Genomic DNA, 21,424 nt, shown 5'->3' on the forward strand with positions numbered 1-21,424 from the left:
CTTGCTGATCAGTCACAGGGGGATCGTCTCCGGCCTAGGTGAACGGAAGGTGTCCGGGTTCGCTTTATGTTAATACTCCGCCACTGTTCCTGCGATGGCACGTTGTTTCCCTGATCAGTTCCTGAGCCCTGGGTGCGGGGCACAGGAACAAGTTCTGCGGACCGATCCCTAGGGAACCAGGATCACTTTGCCGGTGGTGCGCCGCTGCTCGAGGTCATCGTGGGCCTGGGCGGCCTCTGCCAGGTCGTAGCGGGCGCCGACCCGCACCTTGAGGCTTCCATCGGCCACCGCAGCGAAGAGCTCGTTGGAGCGCCAGCGGCGTTCCTCGGCATTGCGCAGGAAATGCGCGATCGTCGGCCGGGTGAGGTACAGGGAGCCCCCGGAGTTGAGCCGTTGCGGATCGAAGGGCGGAACAGGGCCGGAAGCGGCGCCGAAGAGCACCAGGGTGCCGCGGATACGCAGAGCCTCGAGGGACCCGTCGAAGGTGTCCTTGCCGACGCCGTCATACACGACGTCCGCGCCGGTCCCGTCCGTGAGTTCGCGGACCTTGGCGGCGAAGCCGTCATAGCGCAGCACATGGTCGGCGCCTGCGTCGCGGGCCAGCTGCTCCTTGTCGTCCGTGGAAACGGTGGTGATCACGCGCGCGCCCCGGGCCTTGAGCAGCTGGATCAGCAGGAGGCCGACGCCGCCCGCTCCGGCGTGCAGCAGGACGGTATGGCCCGGCTCCACCTTGAAGGAGGAATTGATCAGGTAGTGCGCGGTGATGCCCTGCAGCGGTAGGGCAGCGGCCGTGAAGTCGTCCACGCCGGAGGGGACCGGCAGCGCCTTGTCTTCATCGATCAGGGCGTAGCCGGCGTAGCAGTTGATGCCTTCCGCGGTGGCCACACGGTCGCCGGTGGAGAACCCGGTGACGCCGTCGCCGAGTTCCTCCACGGTGCCCGAGGCCTCGGAGCCGGGAGTGAACGGATACGGAACCTTGTACGTTCCGCTGCGCTTGTAGGTGTCGATGAAGTTCACGCCGACGGCGGCGACCTTGACCAGCAACTGGCCGGGGCCCGGAACCGGGCGGTCCACCTCGGTCAATGTGAGGACCTCGGGGCCCCCGGCCTCGCTGGCGACGATTGCATGCATCATGGAACTCCTTGGCTGGGCTGAATTTCCAGGGCTGATATTCCAGGAGCTGGCGTTCCTGGACCTGATCTGATCCTGCACCCATCCTAGGGACACCGGCGCCAACGACGAAGTGACGGCCGGTATCCGGCCGTCACTTCAGGTCAAACAGTAAAGTCGGTGCCCTCGAGGGGGCGGCAGGGCCACCAGGGCGCCTGCGCGGCTGCGGAGCCCCGCCGCTTAGTAGCGGCGGGTGACCGTGGCCATCGGGCACTCGAAGTGGCGTCCGGCGGAGAGTCCGACGTCGTTGAGGTAGCGGACGATGATGCCGTAGGACTGCAGCAGCGTGGTTTCCGTGTAGGGGACCTGGTGCTTCGCGCAGAACTCGCGGACGATCACGGCGGCCTTGTCGAGCTGCGGGCGGGCCATGTCCGGGAAAAGGTGGTGCTCGGCCTGGCGGTTGAGGCCGCCGAGCAGGATGTCCATGAAGCGGCCGCCGGAGATGTTCCGGGACGTCAGGACCTGGCGGCTGAAGAAGTCCACCCGGCTGTCGGCCGGCAGGACCGGCATGCCCTTGTGGTTCGGCGCGAAGGAAGCGCCCATGTAGAAACCGAAGACGGCGAGCTGGACCGCGATGAATGCAAGCGCCATGCCCCACGGCAGGAAGGTGAAAGCGAGTACCGGCAGCACGCTGAGGCGGGCAAGGAGGATCGGGATTTCGACCCAGCGGTGTGTGACCTTGGCGCGCTGGAAGATGAACTTGATCGAATCGATCTGCAGGCCCAGGCCGACGAGGAACAGCAGCGGGAAGAAGAGCCAGCCCTGTTTGCGGGTCAGGTAGGAAAAGCGTCCCTGCCGGGTCGCCGCGGCTTTGGGGTAGAACGCGATTGCGCCGGTCGCGATGTCCGGGTCCTTGGAAATGACGTTCGGGTGGTTGTGGTGCGCGCCGTGCTTCTGCTCCCACCAGGAGTAGCTGATCCCGGCGACCGAGGTAGCCAGCAGCCGTGCGGCCCAGTCATTGGCGCGGCGCGAGGCGAAGATCTGCCGGTGCCCGGCCTCGTGGGCCAGGAAGCTCAGCTGGGTGCAGAGGATGCCGACGGCCGCGGCGATGAGGAGCTGGAACCAGCTGTCGCCGATCAGGGCGAAGCCGAACCAGGTGGCGGTCATCAGGAGCACGAGCACGGAAAACACGGTGATGTAGAAGCCGACGCGGCGTTCCAGCAGGCCTGCGGCCTTGACGGTTTTGAGGAGTTCCGAGTAGCTCAGGACGACGGCGTTCGGCTGCCGGATCCGGGATTTGGGGCCGCCGGGTTTCGCGGCAGGGGCGGAGAGGGTGGAGGTCATGGGAAAGCGCGCCTCGATGCTGTAACGGGCAACGCTGCATCCGACACTCGGACTGCACGGTCTGGATCACCCTCTACCAAGCATACGCTGGCAGCAGGACGCGGCCCTCCCGGATTCGAGCGGAACAGCTGCGGCACCAGGGGCCGGGGCGCGTGGCAGTCCATGCATAAATATCGGCATCTATGCATACTCTTGCTGTATAGTCCTTGCTATGACTATTTCTGTTGCCGTCTCCGGCGCAAGCGGTTATGCCGGCGGCGAGGTGCTGCGGCTCCTCGCCGGCCACCCCGACGTCACCATCGGCGCCATCACGGCCCACAGCAACGCCGGTTCCAGACTAGGGGAATTGCAGCCCCATCTCCACGGCCTGGCCAGCCGTATCCTCGAAGACACCACAGTGGAGAACCTGGCCGGACACGACGTCGTGTTCCTGGCCCTGCCGCACGGCGCCTCCGCGGACATCGCGGCGCAGCTGCCCGCCGGCACCGTGGTGATCGACGCCGGCGCCGACCACCGGCTGGAGGACCCGGCGGCGTGGGAGAAGTTCTACGGCTCGCCGCACGCCGGCACCTGGCCCTACGGCCTGCCGGAGCTTCCCGGCCAGCGCGAGGCGCTCCGCGGCGCCAAGCGGATCGCCGTGCCCGGCTGCTATCCGACGTCGGCCCTGCTCGCCCTCACCCCGGGCTTCAGCAACCACCTGCTGGAGGCGGACGACGTCGTCATCGTCTCCGCCTCCGGCACATCCGGAGCGGGCAAGGCCGCGAAGGTCAACCTGATCGGCGCCGAGGTCATGGGTTCGATGAGCCCCTACGGCGTCGGCGGCGGACACCGGCACACACCCGAAATCGAACAGGGACTGTCCAAGGCCCTGAACGCTCCGGTCACCGTCTCCTTCACCCCCACCCTGGCCCCCATGAGCCGGGGCATCCTCACCACCGCGACGGCCAAGGTCCGGCCCGGTGTGACCGTGGAGGAGCTGCGCCGTGCCTGGTCCGAGGCCTACGACGACGAGCCCTTCGTGCACCTGTTGCCGGAGGGCCGCTGGCCTTCCACCAAGTCCGTGCAGGGATCCAACCACGCCGTCATGCAGCTGGCGCTCGACAGCCACACCGGCCGCGTGATCGTCACCTGTGCCATCGACAACCTGACCAAGGGGACCGCCGGCGGGGCCGTGCAGGCCATGAACATCGCCCTCGGCCTGGCGGAAACCGCCGGCCTCGAACTGCAGGGAGTCGCACCGTGAGCATCACCGCCCCCCAGGGATTCCGCGCCGCCGGCGTCACGGCCGGCCTGAAGGCCTCCGGCAACCCGGACCTCGCCCTCGTGGTCAACGACGGCCCCGCCAAGGCTGCCGCGGCCGTGTTCACGTCCAACCGGGTGGCCGCAGCCCCCGTGCACTGGTCCCGCGAGGTGGTCAAGGACGGCCGCGTTGACGCCGTCATCCTCAACTCCGGCGGAGCCAACGCCTGCACCGGCCCGCAGGGCTTCCAGAACACGCACACCACCGCCGAGAAGACCGCCGAGGCGCTGGGCGTTTCGGCCACCGACGTCTTTGTCTGCTCCACGGGCCTGATCGGCGAGCAGCTTCCGATGGAGAAGATCCTCGCCGGGATCGGCACCGCCACGGCGGGGCTCAGCAGCGACGGCGGGTCCGACGCCGCCACCGCGATCATGACCACGGATTCCGTGTCGAAGCAGGCGGTCTTCACCGGCACCGACGCCGACGGCAACGAATTCACCATCGGCGGCATGGCCAAGGGCGCCGGCATGCTCGCCCCGGGCCTCGCCACGATGCTGGTGGTCATCACCACCGACGCGGAGGTCCTGCCGGACATGCTCGACGTCGTGCTCCGCGACGCCACCCGGGTCACCTTTGACCGGGCGGACTCGGATGGCTGCATGTCCACCAACGACACGGTGGTGCTGCTCGCCTCCGGTGCCTCCGGCGCCGTCCCGTCCGCCGTCGAATTCGGCAAGGGCCTGACCCAGGTCTGTGCGGAACTGGCCCGCAAGCTGATCGGCGACGCCGAGGGCGCCAGCCACGACATCGCGATCCGCACCTTCAACGCCGCGAGTGAGCGGGACGCCGAGGTGGTCAGCCGCTCCGTCGCCCGCTCCAACCTCTTCAAAGCCGCGATCTTCGGCAAGGACCCCAACTGGGGCCGCGTGCTCTCCGCCGTCGGCACCACCGACGCGGCCTTCGAGCCCGACCGGCTCAACGTGTCCATGAACGGCGTGCAGATCTGCCGCAACGGCAGCATCGGAGATGACCGCGGCCTCGTGGACCTGGAGCCGCGCGAGGTCCTCGTCGAGATCGACCTGCAGGCCGGCGCGACGGAGGCCACCATCTGGACCAACGACCTCACCCACGACTACGTCCACGAAAACAGCGCCTACTCCAGCTAGGCAGTTCCCGGAGGGACGACCACTATGAACACCCAGACCCGCGAAACCACCTCCATGTCCGACGCCCAAAGCAAGGCCGGCACCCTGATCGAGGCCCTGCCCTGGATCCAGCGCTTCGCCGGCACCACCATGGTGATCAAATACGGCGGCAACGCCATGGTCAACGACGGGCTCCGCCGCGCCTTCGCCGAGGACGTGGTCTTCCTGCACCACGTCGGCATCCACCCCGTGGTTGTGCACGGCGGCGGCCCGCAGATCAACGCCATGCTCAGCCGGCTCGGCATCGAATCCGAATTCAAGGGCGGCCTGCGGGTCACCACCCCCGAGGCCATGGACGTGGTCCGCATGGTCCTCACTGGCCAGGTAGGCCGTGAACTCGTCGGCCTGATCAACTCCCACGGCCCGTACGCCGTCGGCATGTCCGGTGAAGACGGCGGACTGCTCCGCGCTGTCCGCACCGGCACCGTCGTCGACGGCGAGGAGGTGGACCTGGGCCTGGTGGGCGAAGTGACCGGCGTGAACCCCGAGGGAATCCTGGACATCATCGCAGCCGGCCGGATCCCGGTGATCTCCACTGTTGCCCCCGAAATCTTCGACGACGGCAGCCTGGACGCCGCGACAAAACAGGCCCAGACCACCGGCCAGGTCCTGAACGTCAACGCGGACACCGCCGCCGCCGCCCTCGCGGAAGCCCTCGGCGCCTCCAAACTCGTGATCCTGACCGACGTCGAGGGGCTCTTCGCCAACTGGCCGGACCGCTCCTCGCTGATTTCCTCGCTGACGGCGTCGGAACTGCGCGAGCTGCTCCCGCGCCTGGAGTCGGGCATGATCCCGAAGATGGAAGCCTGCCTCAAAGCCGTCGAGGGCGGCGTCGAACGCGCGCACATCGTGGACGGCCGGCTGCCGCACTCGATGCTGCTGGAAACCTTCACGACGGCGGGCATCGGCACGCAGGTCGTCCCGGACGAGGACAACAAATGAACCAGACCGAATCTGCTGCTTCCGCCGATCTCGAGCACTCCCCGGTGGGGGAGCTCGTCCACTCGCACGCCACCGGCGCGCAGTGGCTGTCCCGCTACTCGTCCTCGCTGCTGGGCGTCTTCGGCGCCCCGCAGCGGGTCCTGGTCCGCGGCGCCGGCTGCCTCGTCTGGGACGCCGACGGTAAGGAATACCTGGACCTGCTCGGCGGGATCGCCGTCAACGCCCTGGGCCACGCTCACCCCTTCGTCACCTCGGTGATCTCCAGCCAGCTCGCCACCCTGGGCCACGTCTCCAATTTCTTCACGAGCCCCACCCAGATCGCCCTGGCCGAGAAGCTGCTGGAAGTTTCCAAGGCCCCGGCGGGTTCCAGGGTGTTCTTCGCCAACTCGGGCACCGAGGCCGTCGAGGCCGCGTTCAAGCTGGCCCGGCGGAACAGTGGCGCCGGCCACGAGTCAGCGGACAAACCGCGCACCAAGATCATCGCGCTCGAGGGCGCCTTCCACGGCCGGACCATGGGGGCCCTCGCGCTCACCGCGAAGGAGGCCTACCGGGCGCCGTTCGCACCGCTGCCCGCCGGCGTCGTGCACGTCCCGTTCGGTGACGTCGAAGCGCTCCGCGCCGAAATTGACGACACCACCGCCGCGGTCTTCCTCGAACCGATCCAGGGCGAGGCCGGCGTCCGCCCGCTGCCCGCCGGCTACCTGCAGGCGGCGCGGGAGGCCACCAGCGCCGCCGGTGCCCTGCTGATCCTGGACGAGGTCCAGACCGGCATCGGCCGCACCGGCAAATGGCTCGCGAGCGAGGACGCAGGGATCGTGCCCGACGCCGTGACCCTGGCCAAGGGCCTCGGCGGCGGCTTCCCGATCGGCGCCCTCGTCACCTTCGGACCCGAGGTTTCCTCGCTGCTCTCCGCCGGCCAGCACGGGACAACGTTCGGCGGCAACCCGGTGGCCACCGCCGCCGCACTGGCCACCCTGCACGTCCTGGAAAACCAGCACGTCCTGGACCACGTGCGCGAGACGGGGGAGCACCTGCGTGCGGGTCTCGCCGGGATCGCCGGCGTCACAGAGGTCCGCGGCGAAGGGCTCCTCATCGGCTTCGACCTCGACGCCGACATCGCCCCGGCCGTTGTGACGGCCGGACTCGAGGCGGGTTTCATCGTCAACAGCCCCGGCCCGCACACCATCCGCCTCGCGCCGCCGCTGATCCTCACCACCGAACAGGCCGACCGCTTCCTCGCGGCGCTGCCCGCCCTCCTCCAGACCGCAAAGGACGCCCAGTGAACGCTCCGGAGATTTCGAAGAGCCAGACCCGCCACTTCCTCAAGGACACGGACCTCACTCCGGCCGAGCAGGCCGAGGTCCTGGAGCTCGCCGTCCGGATGAAGGCCGCCCCGTACAGCGTGCAGCCGTTCGCCGCCGACGGCAGCGGACGCCAGACCGTCGCCGTGATCTTCGACAAGACCTCCACCCGGACCAGGGTCTCTTTTGCCACGGGCGTGGCGGACATGGGCGGCAACGCGCTCATCATCAACCCGGGCGAGGCGCAGATCGGCCACAAAGAATCCGTCGAGGACACCGCCAAGGTCCTGGAGCGCATGGTGTCGACTATCGTCTGGCGCACCGGCGCCCACTCCGGACTCGTCGCCATGGCCAAAAACTCGCGCGTGCCGGTGATCAACGCCCTGTGCGACGACTACCACCCCTGCCAGCTCCTCGCCGACCTGCTCACCGTCAAGGAACACAAGGGCGACCTGGCGGGCCTCACCATGAGCTACCTCGGCGACTCCGCCAACAACATGGCCAACTCCTACCTGCTGGCCGGTGTCACCGCGGGCATGCACGTCCGGATCGCCGGCCCCGAGGGATACCTGCCGTCCCGGGAGATCATCGCCGCGGCCGAAGACCGCGCGGCGGAGACCGGCGGCTCAGTGCTCGTCACCGTGGACGCCGCCGAGGCGCTGCTCGGAGCCGACGTCGTCGCCACCGACACCTGGGTGTCCATGGGGCAGGAGGACGAGAAGGAAGCCCGGCTGCAGCTGTTCCGCGACTACGCCGTGGACGAAGCGGCGATGAAGCTTGCCGCGCCGGACGCCGTCGTGCTCCACTGCCTGCCCGCCTACCGCGGCTACGAGATCGCCGCGGCCGTGATCGACGGCCCGCAGTCCATCGTCTGGGACGAAGCCGAGAACCGGCTGCACGCCCAGAAGGCCCTCATGGCCTGGCTGATGCACCGGTCCGGCCTCGCCGTCGTCGAAGGGCTCGGCTAGTGTCCGTCCAGCCCGCCGCCCCGGGAGCCAGCCCGGCCACCAAAACGGCCCGGCAAGCGCGGATCACCGCGATCCTCACCGGTGAATCGGTCCGCTCACAGGCGGAACTGGCGGCGCTGCTGGCGGACGACGGCGTCCAGGTCACCCAGGCCACGCTGTCCCGGGACCTCGTGGAACTCGGCGCAGTCCGGGTCCGCGGCAAGGAAGGCGTCCTGGTCTACGCGGTGCCGGGGGAGGGCGGCGAGCGTGCGGCCAAGAGCGGCGTCACGCAGGAGATCCTCGACGCGCGGCTGGCCCGGCTCTGCGGCGAACTGCTGGTCACCGCCGAAGCGTCCGCGAACATCGTGGTGCTCCGGACCCCTCCCGGCGCGGCCAACTTCCTGGCCCTCGCGATCGACCACTCGGTGATGCCGTCCATCCTGGGCACCATCGCGGGGGACGACACCGTGCTGCTGGTCACCCGCGACCCGCTCGGCGGCGCGGCCCTGGCCGCCCGCTTCCTGCAGCTCGCCGAGGAAGCCGGCACCGGCTGAGAAGCCGCAGGATTCATTGAAGATTGGGCCTGCCACACGGATGTGACAGGCTTTCAGTAGACAAGCTTTTCCCCGATATTTTTCCCAAACAACTAAGGAGCATTTCAAGTGACTGAGCGTATTGTGCTGGCCTACTCCGGTGGCCTGGATACTTCCGTAGCCATCGGCTGGATCGGTGAAGCAACCGGCGCCGAGGTCATCGCCGTGGTGGTCGACGTCGGACAGGGCGGCGAGTCGCTGGAGACGATCCGCCAGCGTGCCCTGGGCTGCGGCGCCGTCGAAGCCTACGTGGCCGACGCGTCCGACGAGTTCGCCAACGAGTACTGCATGCCCACGCTGCAGGCCAACGCCCTCTACCAGGGCCACTACCCGCTGGTTTCCGCGATCTCCCGCCCGGTGATCGTCAAGCACCTCGTCAAGGCCGCCCGCGAATTTGGCGCCACCACCGTCGCCCACGGCTGCACCGGCAAGGGCAACGACCAGGTCCGCTTCGAGGTCGGCATCCAGACCCTCGGCCCGGACCTGAAGTGCATCGCCCCGGTCCGCGACCTCGCCCTGACCCGCGACAAGGCCATCGCCTTCGCCGAGGAAAAGGGACTGCCGATCGAGACCACCAAAAAGAACCCGTACTCGATCGACCAGAACGTCTGGGGCCGCGCCGTCGAGACCGGCTACCTCGAGGACATCTGGAACGCCCCCACCAAGGACATCTACGACTACACCGCCACCCCGGAGTTCCCGCCGGCGCCGGATGAAGTCACCATCTCCTTCGAGGCCGGCATCCCGGTGGCGATCGACGGCGTCAAGGTCACCCCGCTGCAGGCCATCAAGGAACTCAACCGCCGCGCCGGCGCCCAGGGCGTCGGCCGGATCGACGTCGTCGAGGACCGCCTCGTCGGCATCAAGTCCCGCGAAATCTACGAGGCCCCCGGTGCCATGGCGCTGATCACCGCGCACAAGCACCTCGAGGACATCACGATCGAACGCGAGCAGGCCCGCTTCAAGGCGACCGTCGGCCAGCGCTGGGCCGAGCTGGTCTACGACGGCCAGTGGTTCTCCCCGCTGAAGCGCTCCCTCGACGCCTTCATCCTGGACACCCAGCGCTACGTCACCGGCGACATCCGCATGGTGCTGCACGGCGGCCAGGCGATCGTCAACGGACGCCGCTCCGAGACCTCGCTCTACGACTTCGACCTCGCCACCTACGACACCGGCGACACGTTCGACCAGTCGATGGCGCGCGGCTTCATCGAGCTGTGGGGCATGTCCGCCAAGGTTGCCTCCGGCCGCGACATCCGCGTCGCCGGAAAGTAGCCCCTGTGGCTGAGCACAAGTCCGAGGCTACAAACACGGGTGCGCTATGGGGCGGCCGGTTCGCCGGCGGCCCCGCGGACGCCCTCGCCGCGCTGAGCAAGTCCACGCACTTCGACTGGCGGCTGGCCCGCTACGACATCGCCGGGTCCAAGGCGCACGCCCGCGTGCTGCACAAGGCCGGGCTGCTGGACGACGCCGAACTCGAGGGGATGCTTGCCGCCCTGACCCGGCTGGACGAGGACGTCGCCTCCGGCGCCTACCTGCCGGCGGAGTCGGATGAGGACGTGCACGGTTCCCTGGAACGCGGCCTGATCGAGCGCGCCGGCACCCAGCTCGGCGGCAAGCTCCGCGCCGGCCGGTCCCGCAACGACCAGGTGGCCACGCTGGGACGGATGTTCCTGCGCGACCACGCCCGGATCATCGCCCGCGGCGTGCTCGCCACGATCGACGCGCTGGTGGACCAGGCCAAGGCGCACCAGGGCGTGGCCATGCCCGGCCGCACCCACCTCCAGCACGCCCAGCCCGTCCTGCTCAGCCACCACCTGCTGGCCCACGCCTGGGCGCTGCTGCGCGACGTGCAGCGGCTGGCCGACTGGGACAAGCGCGCGGGCGTTTCGCCCTACGGCTCGGGCGCCCTCGCGGGCTCCTCGCTGGGCCTGGACCCGGAGGCCGTCGCCGCGGACCTGGGCTTCTTCTCGGCCACCCACAACTCGATCGACGGCACCGCCTCCCGCGACGTCTTCGCCGAGTTCGCCTGGATCACGGCCATGATCGGCGTGGACCTGTCCCGGGTGTCGGAGGAGGTCATCCTGTGGGCCACTAAGGAGTTCTCCTTCGTCACCCTGCACGATTCCTACTCCACCGGCTCCTCGATCATGCCGCAGAAGAAGAACCCGGATGTGGCGGAACTGGCGCGTGGAAAGGCCGGCCGGCTGATCGGCAACCTGACCGGGCTGCTGGCCACCCTTAAGGGCCTGCCGCTCGCGTACAACCGCGACCTGCAGGAGGACAAGGAGCCGGTCTTCGACGCCGCCGATACCCTGGAGGTCCTGCTCCCGGCCGTCTCCGGCATGATCGCGACGCTGACGTTCAACACCGAACGGATGGAATCGCTGGCACCCCAAGGCTTCGCGCTGGCCACGGACATCGCCGAATGGCTGGTCCGCCAGGGTGTCCCGTTCCGCGAGGCGCACGAACTCTCCGGTGCCGCGGTCAAACAGGCCGAAAGCCGCGGCGTCGAGCTCTGGGACCTGACGGACGAGGAATACGCCGCCATCTCGGAGCACCTGACGCCGGAGGTCCGCACGGTCCTCTCCACCGAGGGTTCGCTCAACAGCCGGAACTCCCAGGGCGGCACCGCACCGGCCGCCGTCGAACGCCAGCTGCTGGCCCTCGAGGGCGAGCTCGCCGGCGTCCGCGGGTACGCCGGCTAGCACCCAGACGCTCCCTCAGTTCTGGCACCGATTCCGCCGACGCTCCTGCACCCGTTGCAGGAGCGTCGGCGGATTTCCTGCAAATGGTGAGGGAGCGTTGTGCGTTGGCCACCGAACAGTCCTCGGTAGCATTACGGCATGAGCCAGACCTTCCGGCAGTTGCTGCGTGCCCTGCCCGATTTCCCCGAAACGCTCCCGGACTTCGACCCGGACACAGCCCCCGCAGACCCTGCCGAACTGTTCCGGCAGTGGCTCGACGAGGCGCTGGCGGCCGGTGTGCCACAGCCCAACGCCTGCAGCCTGGCCACAGCGGACGTGCTCGGCCGGCCCTCCTCCCGGATGCTGATCCTGAAGGACATCGACGACGAAGGCTGGCACTTCGCCACGTCCAGGGAGTCCCGCAAAGGGCAGGAGCTCACGGCCAACCCGCACGCGGCCCTGAACTTCTTCTGGCAGCAGCAGGGCCGGCAGGTCCGCGTCGCCGGCAGCGTCGTTGAACTTTCCCGCGAAGCGTCCGCATCAGACTGGCATGCCCGGCCCGGCGCGGACGGCACCGACAACCCCACCTGGCAGCTGTACGCCGTCCGGCCCCGCGAAATCGAATTCTGGCAGGCCCGGCACGATCGCCGGCACACCCGCCACCGGTACGGCCTGGAGTCCTTCAGTTAATCCTGATTTATCCAGTGCCCTCGGCTAGGATGATCGCCATGACCGCAATCACCCCGGACAACCTCCTGGAAGAACTCCGCCGCGCCGCCGGTGTCGTGACCGGAATCACCGCCAAACTGCGCGAGGCAGACGTCAGAGCACCCTCGGAATTGCCGGGCTGGACCCGCGGCCACGTGCTGGCCCACATCTGCGGCATCGCCAACGCGATGGCCCGCCAGGTGGAATTCGCGGCCCGAGGAGACAGCATCGAGCTCTACGACGGCGGCTTCGAGGGGCGGACCCGGGCGATCGAAATGGCCGCCGGGCACACCCTCGCCGAACACCGGGAAGATGTGGACGCGGCCCTGGGCCGGGCCCTGCACGCCTTCGAAACGCTGGACGCCGCCGGCTGGCAAGTGCCGATCAGCTACCGCGGGGGAGTCGTCCTGGACGGCGGCCTGGCGCTCTGGCGTGAGCTCACCATCCATGCCACCGACCTCGGGACGGGCCGGGGGCCGGAAACCTGGAGCCGGCCATTCTGCGAGCACCTGTTCGATTTCCTGGCTGCCCGCGTGCCGGAGGGGCAGCGCTTCGTGCTCCAGCCGCTCGGCCTGCCCGGCATGGCCATCGGAACTCCCGGCGGCCGCGCGACGGCGATCAACGGGATGCTGACCGATATCGCGGCCTGGCTCGCGGGACGCACTCCGACCCTCGGCAGCCTGCGCGCCACCGCGGCGGCCGACGGCGTGGACCTTCCGGAGCTGCTGCCGTGGCCCGCCGGGGTGCCCGTCACCCGCTGAGGATGCACCGAGGTGAGACTTCGCGCCCATGATCCGCCGGCAAAGTCAACGGGTGGGCGCAAAGTCTCACCTCGGCACAATGGCCAGGCTGGTTTTAGGGCTGGCGCTACCTCGGCGCGGTTTCGAGCAGCGCCGTCTCGCGCTCCCGGGCCAGGAGGCTTTCCTTGATGACCAGCCCCCAGCGGAAGCCGCCCAGGGTCCCGTCGGTGCGGATGACGCGGTGGCACGGAACAAACAGGGCCGCCGCGTTGAAGGCACAGGCACTCGCTGCCGCGCGTACGGCCTTCACGTTTCCGGACAGGGCAGCGTACTCGGTGTAAGTCACGGGGTGTCCCGGCGCGACAGTCCGGAGCATGTCCCAGGCGTGGCCGCGGAACGGACCGGACTTCTGCAGCACCGGCACCTCCATGGCCGGACCCGGATCCCCGGCGTAGAACCCGTCCACGGCCTCAGAGATGGCACCGAGTCCGGTTACGGTCTCGAACTCGCCCGGCAACAGGTCCGCGTGGATCTGCCCGGTCAGTTCGCCGGGAACTGCGGTCCACCCGGAGGCAAGCACGGCCCCGTCCCGGGCAATGATGGTGAACGGACCGTCCGGGGTGGACATGGTCAACAGTTGGGCTTTCATGATGTCGCTTTCTTCGGGGTTGCAATCTTCGTGAGCCGGGTGGACCGGGCCGCGGACTGTGCTGCCGCGGCAGCGCGCCAGAGGTGCATGGTGGCATACGAGCGCCAGGGGCTGAGTTCACGGAAGTCAGGGCTCAGCGGCGTTTCGGGGGCCAGGGCAGCGCCGGCAGGACCGGCGCTGGCTGGACCGGCGCTGGCCGGGGCGGCCGCGAGCGAGCGGATGCCGTTGCGCACGGCGGCGTCGTTCGCGAGGAAGACATCCGGAGCGCCGATCACGCGCATCGCCACATAACCCACAGTCCACGGACCGACGCCGGCGAGGGGCAGTAGTTTCGTCTCCAGCCCCGGCAGGTCATCGCCGTAGCCGAAATCGAGGCCGCCCGACGCCATCGCCGCGGCAGCACCCCGGACCGAGTCGATGCGGCGCTGCGGGCCGCGGAGGAATTCGAAACCGGACTCCGCGATCTGCGCCGCCGTGGGGAACAGCCGGTGCAGCCCGTCGGCCGGAACCAGGCACTCACTCCCGGCCGCGGACAGCTGGATAAGGGCGGTCCGGGCCGCGGCGACAGTGATCTGCTGCCCGATCATCGCGCGGACCAGCAGCTCCTGCGGGTCGACGGCGCCCGGCATCCGGATGCCCGGGGTGGCAGCAACGCTGGCGGCCAGCCGCGGATCGGACTCCAGCGCGCCGTCGATGGCGACGGGGTCGGCGTCGAGGTCCAGCAGCCGGCGGACCCGGCTGAGCAGGGAAGGCAGGTCCCGCAGGTCGACGGCGCCGATGGTCAGCACCAGCGGACGGCCGGGGGCCCCGGCGTCGTAGTCCACCCGGAAGCGCGCATCGCCGTGGGCCAGGCGCAGCGTCCGAGCGTAAGAACCGGACGAGCCCTCCTCGATGCCGGGGACGGCCCGGACCGCGAGGAAATCGAAGACCCCCGGGTCGAACGGTTCACGATACGGAAGGTTGAGCGTCAGGGCCGTTGACGTCACGGCGGCCGACGACGGCGCCTTATGGTGCCGGGCCGTGGCCCGCAGTGCCGAGGGTGACATCGCGAAGACCTCGCCAATGGTCTCGTTGAACTGGCGCACGCTGCTGAAACCGGCCGCGAACGCGATGTCGGCGACTTTCATGCTGGTGGAGACCAGCAGGGTGCGCGCGGTCTGGGCCCGGCTTGCCCTCGCCAGCGACAGCGGTCCCGCACCGAGTTCGTGGCTCAGGATCCGGTTGAGCTGCCGCGAGGAGTAACCCAGCCGGGCGGCGAGCCCTTCCACCCCGTCGCGGTTGATCACCCCGTCGTTGATGAGCCGCATCGCCCGTCCCGCGACGTCCGAGCGCAGGTTCCAGGCCGGTGTGCCGGGAACCGCCTCGGGCAGGCAGCGCTTGCAGGCCCGGTAGCCGGCGTCGTGTGCGGCGGCGGACGTTTCGTAGAAGGTGACATTCCCCGCTTTGGGGGTCCGGGCCGGACAGGAAGGGCGGCAATAAATGCCCGTGGTGCGGACAGCGGTATAGAACTGCCCGTCGAACCGGGTGTCCCGGGCGTCGATTGCCCGGTAGCGCTGCCAGAAGTCCATGTGTCCATCCTGCCAGCTAGCCGGACCTGCCGCTAGCGGAAATCGGACACGGCCGTGGAGGCGGTGCGGGCTCTTTGTTAAAGTCGGAGCATGAGTCAGACGCCGCCCGCCGACGAACTGCGTGAGCTCCTGTCCCGGGACGCCCGCGAGGTGGCGACGCTGCTGCTCGGCGCGGTGCTGACCCATGAGGGCCGCGACGGCCCGGTGTCCGTGCGGATCACCGAGGTGGAGGCCTACCTGGGACCGCACGACTCGCTGCACCCGGATCCCGGCTCGCACACCTACCGCGGCGCCACCGCCCGCAACGCGGTGATGTTCGGCCCGGCCGGCCACCTGTATGTCTACTTCACCTACGGCATGCACCACTGCGCCAACATCGTCTGCGGACCGGACGGCCTGGCCTCCGCGGTCCTGCTGAGGGCCGGCGAGATTGTGGCCGGGGAGGAATTGGCACTCAACCGACGGCCGACGTCGAAATCCCCCAAGGACCTGGCGAGCGGCCCGGCGCGGCTCGCCACGGCCCTCGGCATCACGACGGCGGACAGCGGCCGCGACGCCCTCCAGCCCCCGTTCCGGCTGGAACTTCCGGACGCCCATGCCGTGGACGTCAGCTCGGGGCCGCGCGTCGGCGTCTCGGGCGCCGGGGGCAGCCCCGACTACCCTTGGCGCTTCTGGCTGAGCGGCGACCCGACCGTCTCCCGCTATAAGGCGGCGAAAGTGCGCCTGGCCTAGCAGTCCGGACGCGGCGATCCTGATGACTCCGACTAATCGGCGGGGGATGATGAGGTCCTATGGGTGAGGGCAAGCGCGGGAGGCCGCGCAACGAGCTCGAAAGGCTCGAGATTTTTGAGCAGCTGGCCGCCGAATACTTCCGGATGGCCGGGCTGTTCCAGCCGGAGCGCGGGCCGGTGCCGCCGGACTCTGTCGAGGGGGAGCGCAGGCAGTGGGTGGAGCTCTTCCGGGCGGCCCTGCTGCGCAAGTTCATCGTCCGGGATGAACACGTCTCGCTCAAACTGGTGGTGCGGGCCCTGCGCCTCTGCAACTTCGCGGCAGACCGCGGGCTCGCCGAGGGGGCGGACGCAGTGACAGCCCTCTTCACGGCCGAGATGGTGCAGGGCCGCCGGCACGACATTCCCGGAACAGCCCCGGAAGACGGGCGCGACACTTTCGAGGACGTTCTCTACGGACGGCTCCTGCACGGCGACGCCGACAGGTTCCACCGCTCCGACTGGGCGAAGGACTACAACCGGCTCCGGGCGGCGGCGGCCCGCCGGTTCGACGCTGAGCACGCGCTCAGCAAGGCGCTCGACGTCGTCCGCTACGGCCTCGCGCATGACCTCCTGCGCTCACCGGCCGCACCGGTTTCATCGGTTGACGGTGCGGGACCCGAAGGGCCCGATCCGTAGGGTTTGGTGCCCAGCCAGTAGGGTAGATGGGTGAATCCTAGCGAGCACCGACAGACCACTTTGCACCCGAATGAGACCACGGCGCCGGTGGACGAGCTGATCAGCAGCCTGTGCGCCACCATCCCCGATTACCCCAGACCCGGCATCGTCTTCAAGGACCTGACCCCCGTTTTCGCCGACGGCGCGGCACTGAAGGCCGTGGTGAACGCACTGGTTGAGCCGTTCAAAGGCCAGTTCGACGCCGTCGCCGGCGTGGAGGCCCGTGGCTTCCTGCTGGCTGCGGCCGCGGCCTACGCGACCGGCACCGGCGTCATCACCGTCCGCAAGGCCGGCAAGCTGCCCCGGGAGGTGGTGTCCGAGGATTACGCCCTCGAATACGGCAATGCCACCCTTGAGCTGCACACCACGGACCTCGCTCCCGGCAGCAGGGTCCTGATCCTCGATGACGTGCTCGCCACGGGCGGCACGCTCGGGGCCGCCGTGCGGCTGTTCGAACGCTGCGGTGTGGAGGTTGCCGGCGTGGGTGTGGTTCTGGAACTCGACGAGCTCGGTGGCCGGGCGGCCCTGGGTGGCCACCGGGTCAGCTCCCTGCTCCGCCTGTAGTCCCGTCCCGGCCGAGCTGCGCCGCAAGTACGTCCCGGCCGCGCCGGCAGCGGGGAAGTCTGCGCCGAAACAGTGGACGATGCCGCCTGCCCCGGTAAAATGCCTGCAAAAAAACTGACATGTTCGGATGGGCAGACCGAAATGGTTGTAGAATGGTTGGTCCGTCTTTTTCGATAGGGGAACGTTCGATGCACGACGCTGATTTGGCCCATGAGCGCGACTATGTGGCCGGACTTTACGCCCGGCTGGATGAGCTGCGGGCGGAAAAGCGCGCCCAGCTGGCCCAGGTCCGCCGTGCCGGTGCGGTGGGCACCATGCAGAACGTCTCCGAGCGGGACGCCTTCGCTGCACTCTACGAGGACCGCCTGGCGCAGCTCGACGCCGTCGACGACCGGCTCGTATTCGGCCGCCTTGACCTGGACTCCGGGGACGCCCAGTACATCGGCCGCATCGGCCTGACCACCGACGACCTTCAGCGCCTCATGCTGGACTGGCGGGCCCCCGAAGCCGGCCACTTCTACCAGGCCACCGCGTTCGACCGGCAGGGCGTGCGCCGCCGCCGCCACCTCATCCTGCAGGGCCGCGAAGTCAAGGCCATCGAAGATGACGTCCTCGACGCCGACCTGCTCGCCGACAACGACTCGCTCCAGGGCGAGGGCGCCCTGCTGGCAGCCCTGAATTCCAAGCGGACCGGACGGATGTCCGACATCGTCGGGACCATCCAGTCCGAACAGGACCGGATCATCCGCTCCTCGATCTCCGGCGCCCTCGTGGTCCAGGGCGGTCCCGGCACCGGAAAGACCGCGGTGGCGCTGCACCGCGCCGCCTATCTGCTTTACACCCACCGGGACCGGCTCAAAACCGCCGGTGTCCTGCTGGTGGGCCCGTCGTCGTCGTTCATGAAATACATCGAGCGCGTCCTGCCGTCGCTGGGCGAAACCGGCGTCGTGATGGCGAGCGTCGGCCGGCTGATGCCGGGCATCCACGCCGTTGCCGAGCCTGGAGCCGACGTCGCGGCCATTAAGGGCCGGCTGGACATGGCCGAGGTGGTGGCGAACGCCGTGGCCAACCGGCAGCGTATTCCGGCCGCCAACCGCATCCTCGAAGTGGACGGGCGCAAACTTGTTCTGACGCCCCGGCAGGTCCGCCGCGCCCGGGACAGGGCCCGCTCCACCGGCAAGCCGCACAACGAGGCCCGCGTCTCGTTCGTGAAGATGCTGCTGCGCGAACTGACCGAGCAGATGACGGAACTCGTCGAAGCCGGCAGCCTCGGCAACAACGCCGACCGCTCCTACCTGGCCGAGGACGTCCGCTCTGCCAGGGACGTCCGCATCGCCCTGAACCTGTGCTGGATGCCGATGACTCCGGAGAAGCTCATTGGTGAACTCCTCAGCAGGCCCGCGATCCTGGAGGCCTGCACGCCGGGGCTTAGCCCGGCCGAGCGCGAGCTGCTGCTCCGTCCCGCCGATGCCCCGTGGACCGAATCGGACGTCCCGCTGCTGGACGAGGCCGCCGAACTGCTTGGCGAGCTCGACGCCGCCGCCGGCAGGGGGCTGGCCCAGCAGGAACACGACCGCGCCCGGGATCTGGCCAACGCCAAGCAGACGCTGGTCAACATGGAAACTGCCGGTGTGGACGTCCTGGTCAGCGCGGAAGAGCTCGTGGACCAGAATCAGGAGCGCGAAGCCCGGCTCACTGCGGCCGAACGCGCCACGACGGACCGCAGCTGGGCCTTCGGGCACATCGTGGTGGACGAAGCCCAGGAACTCTCGCCCATGCAGTGGCGGCTGCTGGTGCGTCGCTGCCCGCTGAAGTCCTTCACGATTGTGGGCGACATTGCCCAGACGAGTTCGGTCGCCGGTGCCAATTCCTGGCACGGGGCACTGGCTCCCATGTTTGGGGACCGCTGGCAGCTTGAGGAACTCACCGTCAACTACCGCACGCCCTCGCAGATCGCGGAAGCGGCCGCCCGGATGGCCAACGCGGCAGGACTGGTCGTCTCCGCTCCGAAGGCTGTCCGCGAAGGCCGCTGGGCTCCGGTGATCGACCGCGTAGAGCCCGGCCAGATCATCAACAAGCTCGTGGAGGTCCTGCCGGAGGAACTCGATTCGCTGGAAGGCGGCCTGCTCGCCGTCATTGCCGACGGCGAACTCCTCCCGGAGGCGACCGCCGCGCTGCGCGCTGTCTATGGCCGGCGCGTCGGCACGGATGCCGGCAGCTACGTACAGGACATCGTGGTGATCAGCCCCCGCGAGGCCAAGGGCCTGGAGTTCGACGGCGTCGTGGTGCTGGAGCCGTCGGCGATGCTGAACCACGAACACGGCCGCGTCGGTGACCTGTATGTGGCCATGACCCGGCCCACGCAGCGGCTGCGGCTCATCGCCGCCGCCGGCGTGCCGGCCGGCATCGAAGACTGAGTCCTGCCTCCAGGCGCCGGCGCACGCCGGCGTCTGGGCGTCCCGGCACCGGACAGCGGACGACGGCGGCGGGAGTCCCGCCGTCGTGCCTCTGCCGGCTCCGGGTCCAAGGACGGTCACAAGCGCTGAGGGCGCCCGGATCCTGCTAACTTAGATTCCGTGTCCCAGCTAAATGATCTCCGTTCCCAGCAGAATGACCCCAGCTTCGCCAATGTCTGGCAGGAGCTGAAATGGCGCGGCCTTGTCCACGTCTCAACGGATGAGGCGGAGCTTGAAAAGCTGCTTGCCGGCGATCCCGTGACCTATTACTGCGGCTTCGATCCCACTGCGCCGAGCCTGCACCTGGGAAACCTAGTCCAGTTGCTGCTGATGCGCCGGATCCAGCTGGCCGGCCACAAACCCCTCGGGCTGGTGGGCGGCTCGACCGGCCTGATCGGCGATCCCCGGCAGACCGCCGAACGCGTGCTGAACACCCCCGAGACCGTCGCCGAATGGGTCGGGAAACTGCAGGAGCAGGTGCAGCGTTTCCTCAGCTTCGACGGCGACAACGCAGCCCGGATGGTCAACAATCTGGACTGGACCGCGCCGCTGAGCGCCATCGACTTCCTGCGCGGTATCGGCAAGCACTTCCGGGTCGGCACCATGATCAAAAAGGACATTGTTGCCAACCGCCTGAACTCCGATGAGGGGATCAGCTACACGGAGTTCAGCTACCAGATCCTGCAGGGGATGGACTACCTCCAGCTTTTCCGCGACTACGGCTGTGTTCTGCAGACCGGCGGTTCGGACCAGTGGGGCAACCTCACCAGCGGCACCGACCTTATCCGCAAGGTCGAGGGCAAACACGTCCATGCGCTCGGTACGCCCCTCATCACCAACTCCGACGGCACCAAGTTCGGCAAGAGCGAGGGCAACGCCATCTGGCTGGATCCGGAGATGTGCAGCCCGTACGCCTTCTACCAGTTCTGGCTGAACACCGCGGACAGCGACGTTGCGGCACGCCTGAAGGTTTTCACGTTCCTGAGCCGTGCCGAGATCGAGGCTTTGGAGGCCGCGGTTGCGGAGCGGCCCTTCGCCCGCGAAGGACAGCGGAAGCTGGCTTACGAGGTGACCTCCCTTGTCCACGGCGTGGATGCCACCGAGAAGGTCATCGCCGCCTCCGCTGCGCTGTTCGGCAATGGTGACTTGAGCGTCCTCGATGAGGCGACGCTCAAGGCTGCGACCTCCGAGCTGCCGTCAGCCACCGTCGACGCTGGCGGCCTGGGCATCATCGAACTGCTGGTGGCAACGGGTTTGTCGGAGAGCAAGTCCGCCGCCCGCCGCACGGTGGGGGAGGGTGGAGCCTACGTCAACAACGCCAAGGTGGCGGATCCGGAGGCGGTCATAGAGTCCGGGCAGCTTCTGCACGGACGCTACCTGCTGCTGCGCCGTGGCAAGAAAAACCTGGCAACTGTTGAGGTCACAGCCGGCTAGTCCTGCATCCCCTGCGTAATCTGCACGCTCCTTCCCGATCCAGTTGCAAGGTCGGGGAGGAGCGTGTATTGTTTTCTGAGTCGCCACCGAAGAGTGGCGGCCAACCCCAACAAAAATAGAGAAGCAATTCTTCTAGCGCTTTCGGCTCCCTTGGAGCATACGGTGCAAACATGAAAAATTGCTTCCAATTCTGCTGGGCGGATTCGCTTCACCGAGTGAAATTCAGATGAAAATCCGGATTTGCAAAGTGGATATGAATGAAATAAGCTTGAAATATCGCAGCGAAGGAAAAGCGAAACAAAGAATTCAATTACATTGAATTGTTTCGGCCAGTAATTCGAATGTGTCTGTTGTTTGAGAACTCAATAGTGTGCCAAGTTTGTTGATACCAATTTATTGTATTGAATTGGTTGAATTGACCAGGTTGCGCCACCCCGTGGTGTGGTCTGGTTTTTACAGCTGGTTTCAAATTTTGTGCATTGTGTGCATCC

The 21,424-nt window shown here is 68.2% G+C and carries 19 protein-coding genes; 15 read left to right on the top strand and 4 right to left on the bottom strand.

Going from position 1 to position 21,424, the window contains the following annotated elements:
• Nucleotides 1-168 precede the first annotated feature (168 nt).
• Both AC1DC5_RS10785 and AC1DC5_RS10790 read right to left on the bottom strand, forming a co-directional pair.
• Nucleotides 169-1,134, bottom strand: coding sequence for a quinone oxidoreductase family protein (locus AC1DC5_RS10785; protein ID WP_476865107.1), 966 nt, complete (start codon nucleotides 1,132-1,134; stop codon nucleotides 169-171).
• A 216-nt stretch (nucleotides 1,135-1,350) separates the two neighbouring features.
• A complete protein-coding gene (locus AC1DC5_RS10790; RefSeq protein WP_476865108.1) occupies nucleotides 1,351-2,454 on the bottom strand; it encodes a fatty acid desaturase family protein in 1,104 nt (367 codons plus the stop codon).
• A gap of 211 nt (nucleotides 2,455-2,665) precedes the next feature.
• Here AC1DC5_RS10790 and argC point away from each other — a divergent pair, with 211 nt between their 5' ends.
• The 10 genes from argC to AC1DC5_RS10840 all read left to right on the top strand — a co-directional run bounded on the left by argC (nucleotide 2,666) and on the right by AC1DC5_RS10840 (nucleotide 12,838).
• Nucleotides 2,666-3,697, top strand: coding sequence for an N-acetyl-gamma-glutamyl-phosphate reductase (gene argC, locus AC1DC5_RS10795; RefSeq protein WP_441405411.1), 1,032 nt, complete (start codon nucleotides 2,666-2,668; stop codon nucleotides 3,695-3,697).
• Nucleotides 3,694-4,860 (top strand): bifunctional glutamate N-acetyltransferase/amino-acid acetyltransferase ArgJ, encoded by a 1,167-nt coding sequence (gene argJ / locus AC1DC5_RS10800; protein WP_476865109.1) that lies wholly within the window; start codon nucleotides 3,694-3,696, stop codon nucleotides 4,858-4,860. Before argC ends, argJ begins: the two co-directional genes overlap by 4 nt.
• 24 nt (nucleotides 4,861-4,884) lie before the next feature.
• Nucleotides 4,885-5,841 (top strand): acetylglutamate kinase, encoded by a 957-nt coding sequence (gene argB, locus AC1DC5_RS10805; RefSeq protein ID WP_476865110.1) that lies wholly within the window; start codon nucleotides 4,885-4,887, stop codon nucleotides 5,839-5,841.
• Nucleotides 5,838-7,124, top strand: coding sequence for an acetylornithine transaminase (locus AC1DC5_RS10810; RefSeq protein WP_476865111.1), 1,287 nt, complete (start codon nucleotides 5,838-5,840; stop codon nucleotides 7,122-7,124). Before argB ends, AC1DC5_RS10810 begins: the two co-directional genes overlap by 4 nt.
• Nucleotides 7,121-8,110, top strand: a complete 990-nt coding sequence (gene argF, locus AC1DC5_RS10815) for an ornithine carbamoyltransferase (protein ID WP_476865112.1) — start codon at nucleotides 7,121-7,123, stop codon at nucleotides 8,108-8,110. Before AC1DC5_RS10810 ends, argF begins: the two co-directional genes overlap by 4 nt.
• On the top strand, nucleotides 8,110-8,643 hold the full coding sequence (locus AC1DC5_RS10820) for an arginine repressor (RefSeq protein WP_441405406.1): 534 nt from the start codon (nucleotides 8,110-8,112) through the stop codon (nucleotides 8,641-8,643). Before argF ends, AC1DC5_RS10820 begins: the two co-directional genes overlap by 1 nt.
• A 108-nt stretch (nucleotides 8,644-8,751) precedes the next feature.
• Entirely contained in the window at nucleotides 8,752-9,957 is a 1,206-nt protein-coding gene (locus AC1DC5_RS10825) for an argininosuccinate synthase (protein ID WP_476865113.1), read from the top strand.
• A gap of 5 nt (nucleotides 9,958-9,962) precedes the next feature.
• Nucleotides 9,963-11,390: an argininosuccinate lyase gene (argH, locus tag AC1DC5_RS10830; RefSeq protein ID WP_476865114.1), complete on the top strand. Its 1,428-nt coding sequence runs from the start codon at nucleotides 9,963-9,965 to the stop codon at nucleotides 11,388-11,390.
• A gap of 138 nt (nucleotides 11,391-11,528) precedes the next feature.
• On the top strand, nucleotides 11,529-12,059 hold the full coding sequence (locus AC1DC5_RS10835; protein ID WP_441405404.1) for a pyridoxine/pyridoxamine 5'-phosphate oxidase: 531 nt from the start codon (nucleotides 11,529-11,531) through the stop codon (nucleotides 12,057-12,059).
• Between the two features lie 38 nt (nucleotides 12,060-12,097).
• Nucleotides 12,098-12,838, top strand: coding sequence for a maleylpyruvate isomerase family mycothiol-dependent enzyme (locus tag AC1DC5_RS10840; protein ID WP_441405403.1), 741 nt, complete (start codon nucleotides 12,098-12,100; stop codon nucleotides 12,836-12,838).
• Between the two features lie 106 nt (nucleotides 12,839-12,944).
• Here the strand turns inward: AC1DC5_RS10840 and AC1DC5_RS10845 are convergent, their stop codons facing one another.
• Both AC1DC5_RS10845 and AC1DC5_RS10850 read right to left on the bottom strand, forming a co-directional pair.
• Nucleotides 12,945-13,466: a methylated-DNA--[protein]-cysteine S-methyltransferase gene (locus AC1DC5_RS10845; RefSeq protein ID WP_441405402.1), complete on the bottom strand. Its 522-nt coding sequence runs from the start codon at nucleotides 13,464-13,466 to the stop codon at nucleotides 12,945-12,947.
• The gene (locus AC1DC5_RS10850; RefSeq protein WP_476865115.1) at nucleotides 13,463-15,034 is read right to left on the bottom strand and encodes a DNA-3-methyladenine glycosylase 2 family protein; all 1,572 of its coding nucleotides are present in this window, start codon (nucleotides 15,032-15,034) and stop codon (nucleotides 13,463-13,465) included. The genes AC1DC5_RS10845 and AC1DC5_RS10850 overlap by 4 nt, the downstream gene beginning before the upstream one ends.
• Before the next feature lie 90 nt (nucleotides 15,035-15,124).
• Between AC1DC5_RS10850 and AC1DC5_RS10855 the strand changes: the two genes are divergently transcribed.
• The 5 genes from AC1DC5_RS10855 (at nucleotide 15,125) to tyrS (ending at nucleotide 20,933) form a co-directional block, all read left to right on the top strand.
• Nucleotides 15,125-15,766, top strand: a complete 642-nt coding sequence (locus AC1DC5_RS10855; protein WP_476865116.1) for a DNA-3-methyladenine glycosylase — start codon at nucleotides 15,125-15,127, stop codon at nucleotides 15,764-15,766.
• Between the two features lie 59 nt (nucleotides 15,767-15,825).
• Entirely contained in the window at nucleotides 15,826-16,440 is a 615-nt protein-coding gene (locus AC1DC5_RS10860) for a hypothetical protein (protein ID WP_476865117.1), read from the top strand.
• Between the two features lie 30 nt (nucleotides 16,441-16,470).
• Entirely contained in the window at nucleotides 16,471-17,043 is a 573-nt protein-coding gene (locus AC1DC5_RS10865) for an adenine phosphoribosyltransferase (protein WP_476865118.1), read from the top strand.
• 188 nt (nucleotides 17,044-17,231) lie between these two features.
• Nucleotides 17,232-19,460: a HelD family protein gene (locus AC1DC5_RS10870; protein ID WP_476865119.1), complete on the top strand. Its 2,229-nt coding sequence runs from the start codon at nucleotides 17,232-17,234 to the stop codon at nucleotides 19,458-19,460.
• Nucleotides 19,461-19,619: 159 nt separating this feature from the next.
• Nucleotides 19,620-20,933: a tyrosine--tRNA ligase gene (tyrS, locus tag AC1DC5_RS10875; protein WP_476865120.1), complete on the top strand. Its 1,314-nt coding sequence runs from the start codon at nucleotides 19,620-19,622 to the stop codon at nucleotides 20,931-20,933.
• Nucleotides 20,934-21,424 lie beyond the last annotated feature (491 nt).

It is taken from the genome of Arthrobacter sp. 10L424, from assembly GCF_056395325.1.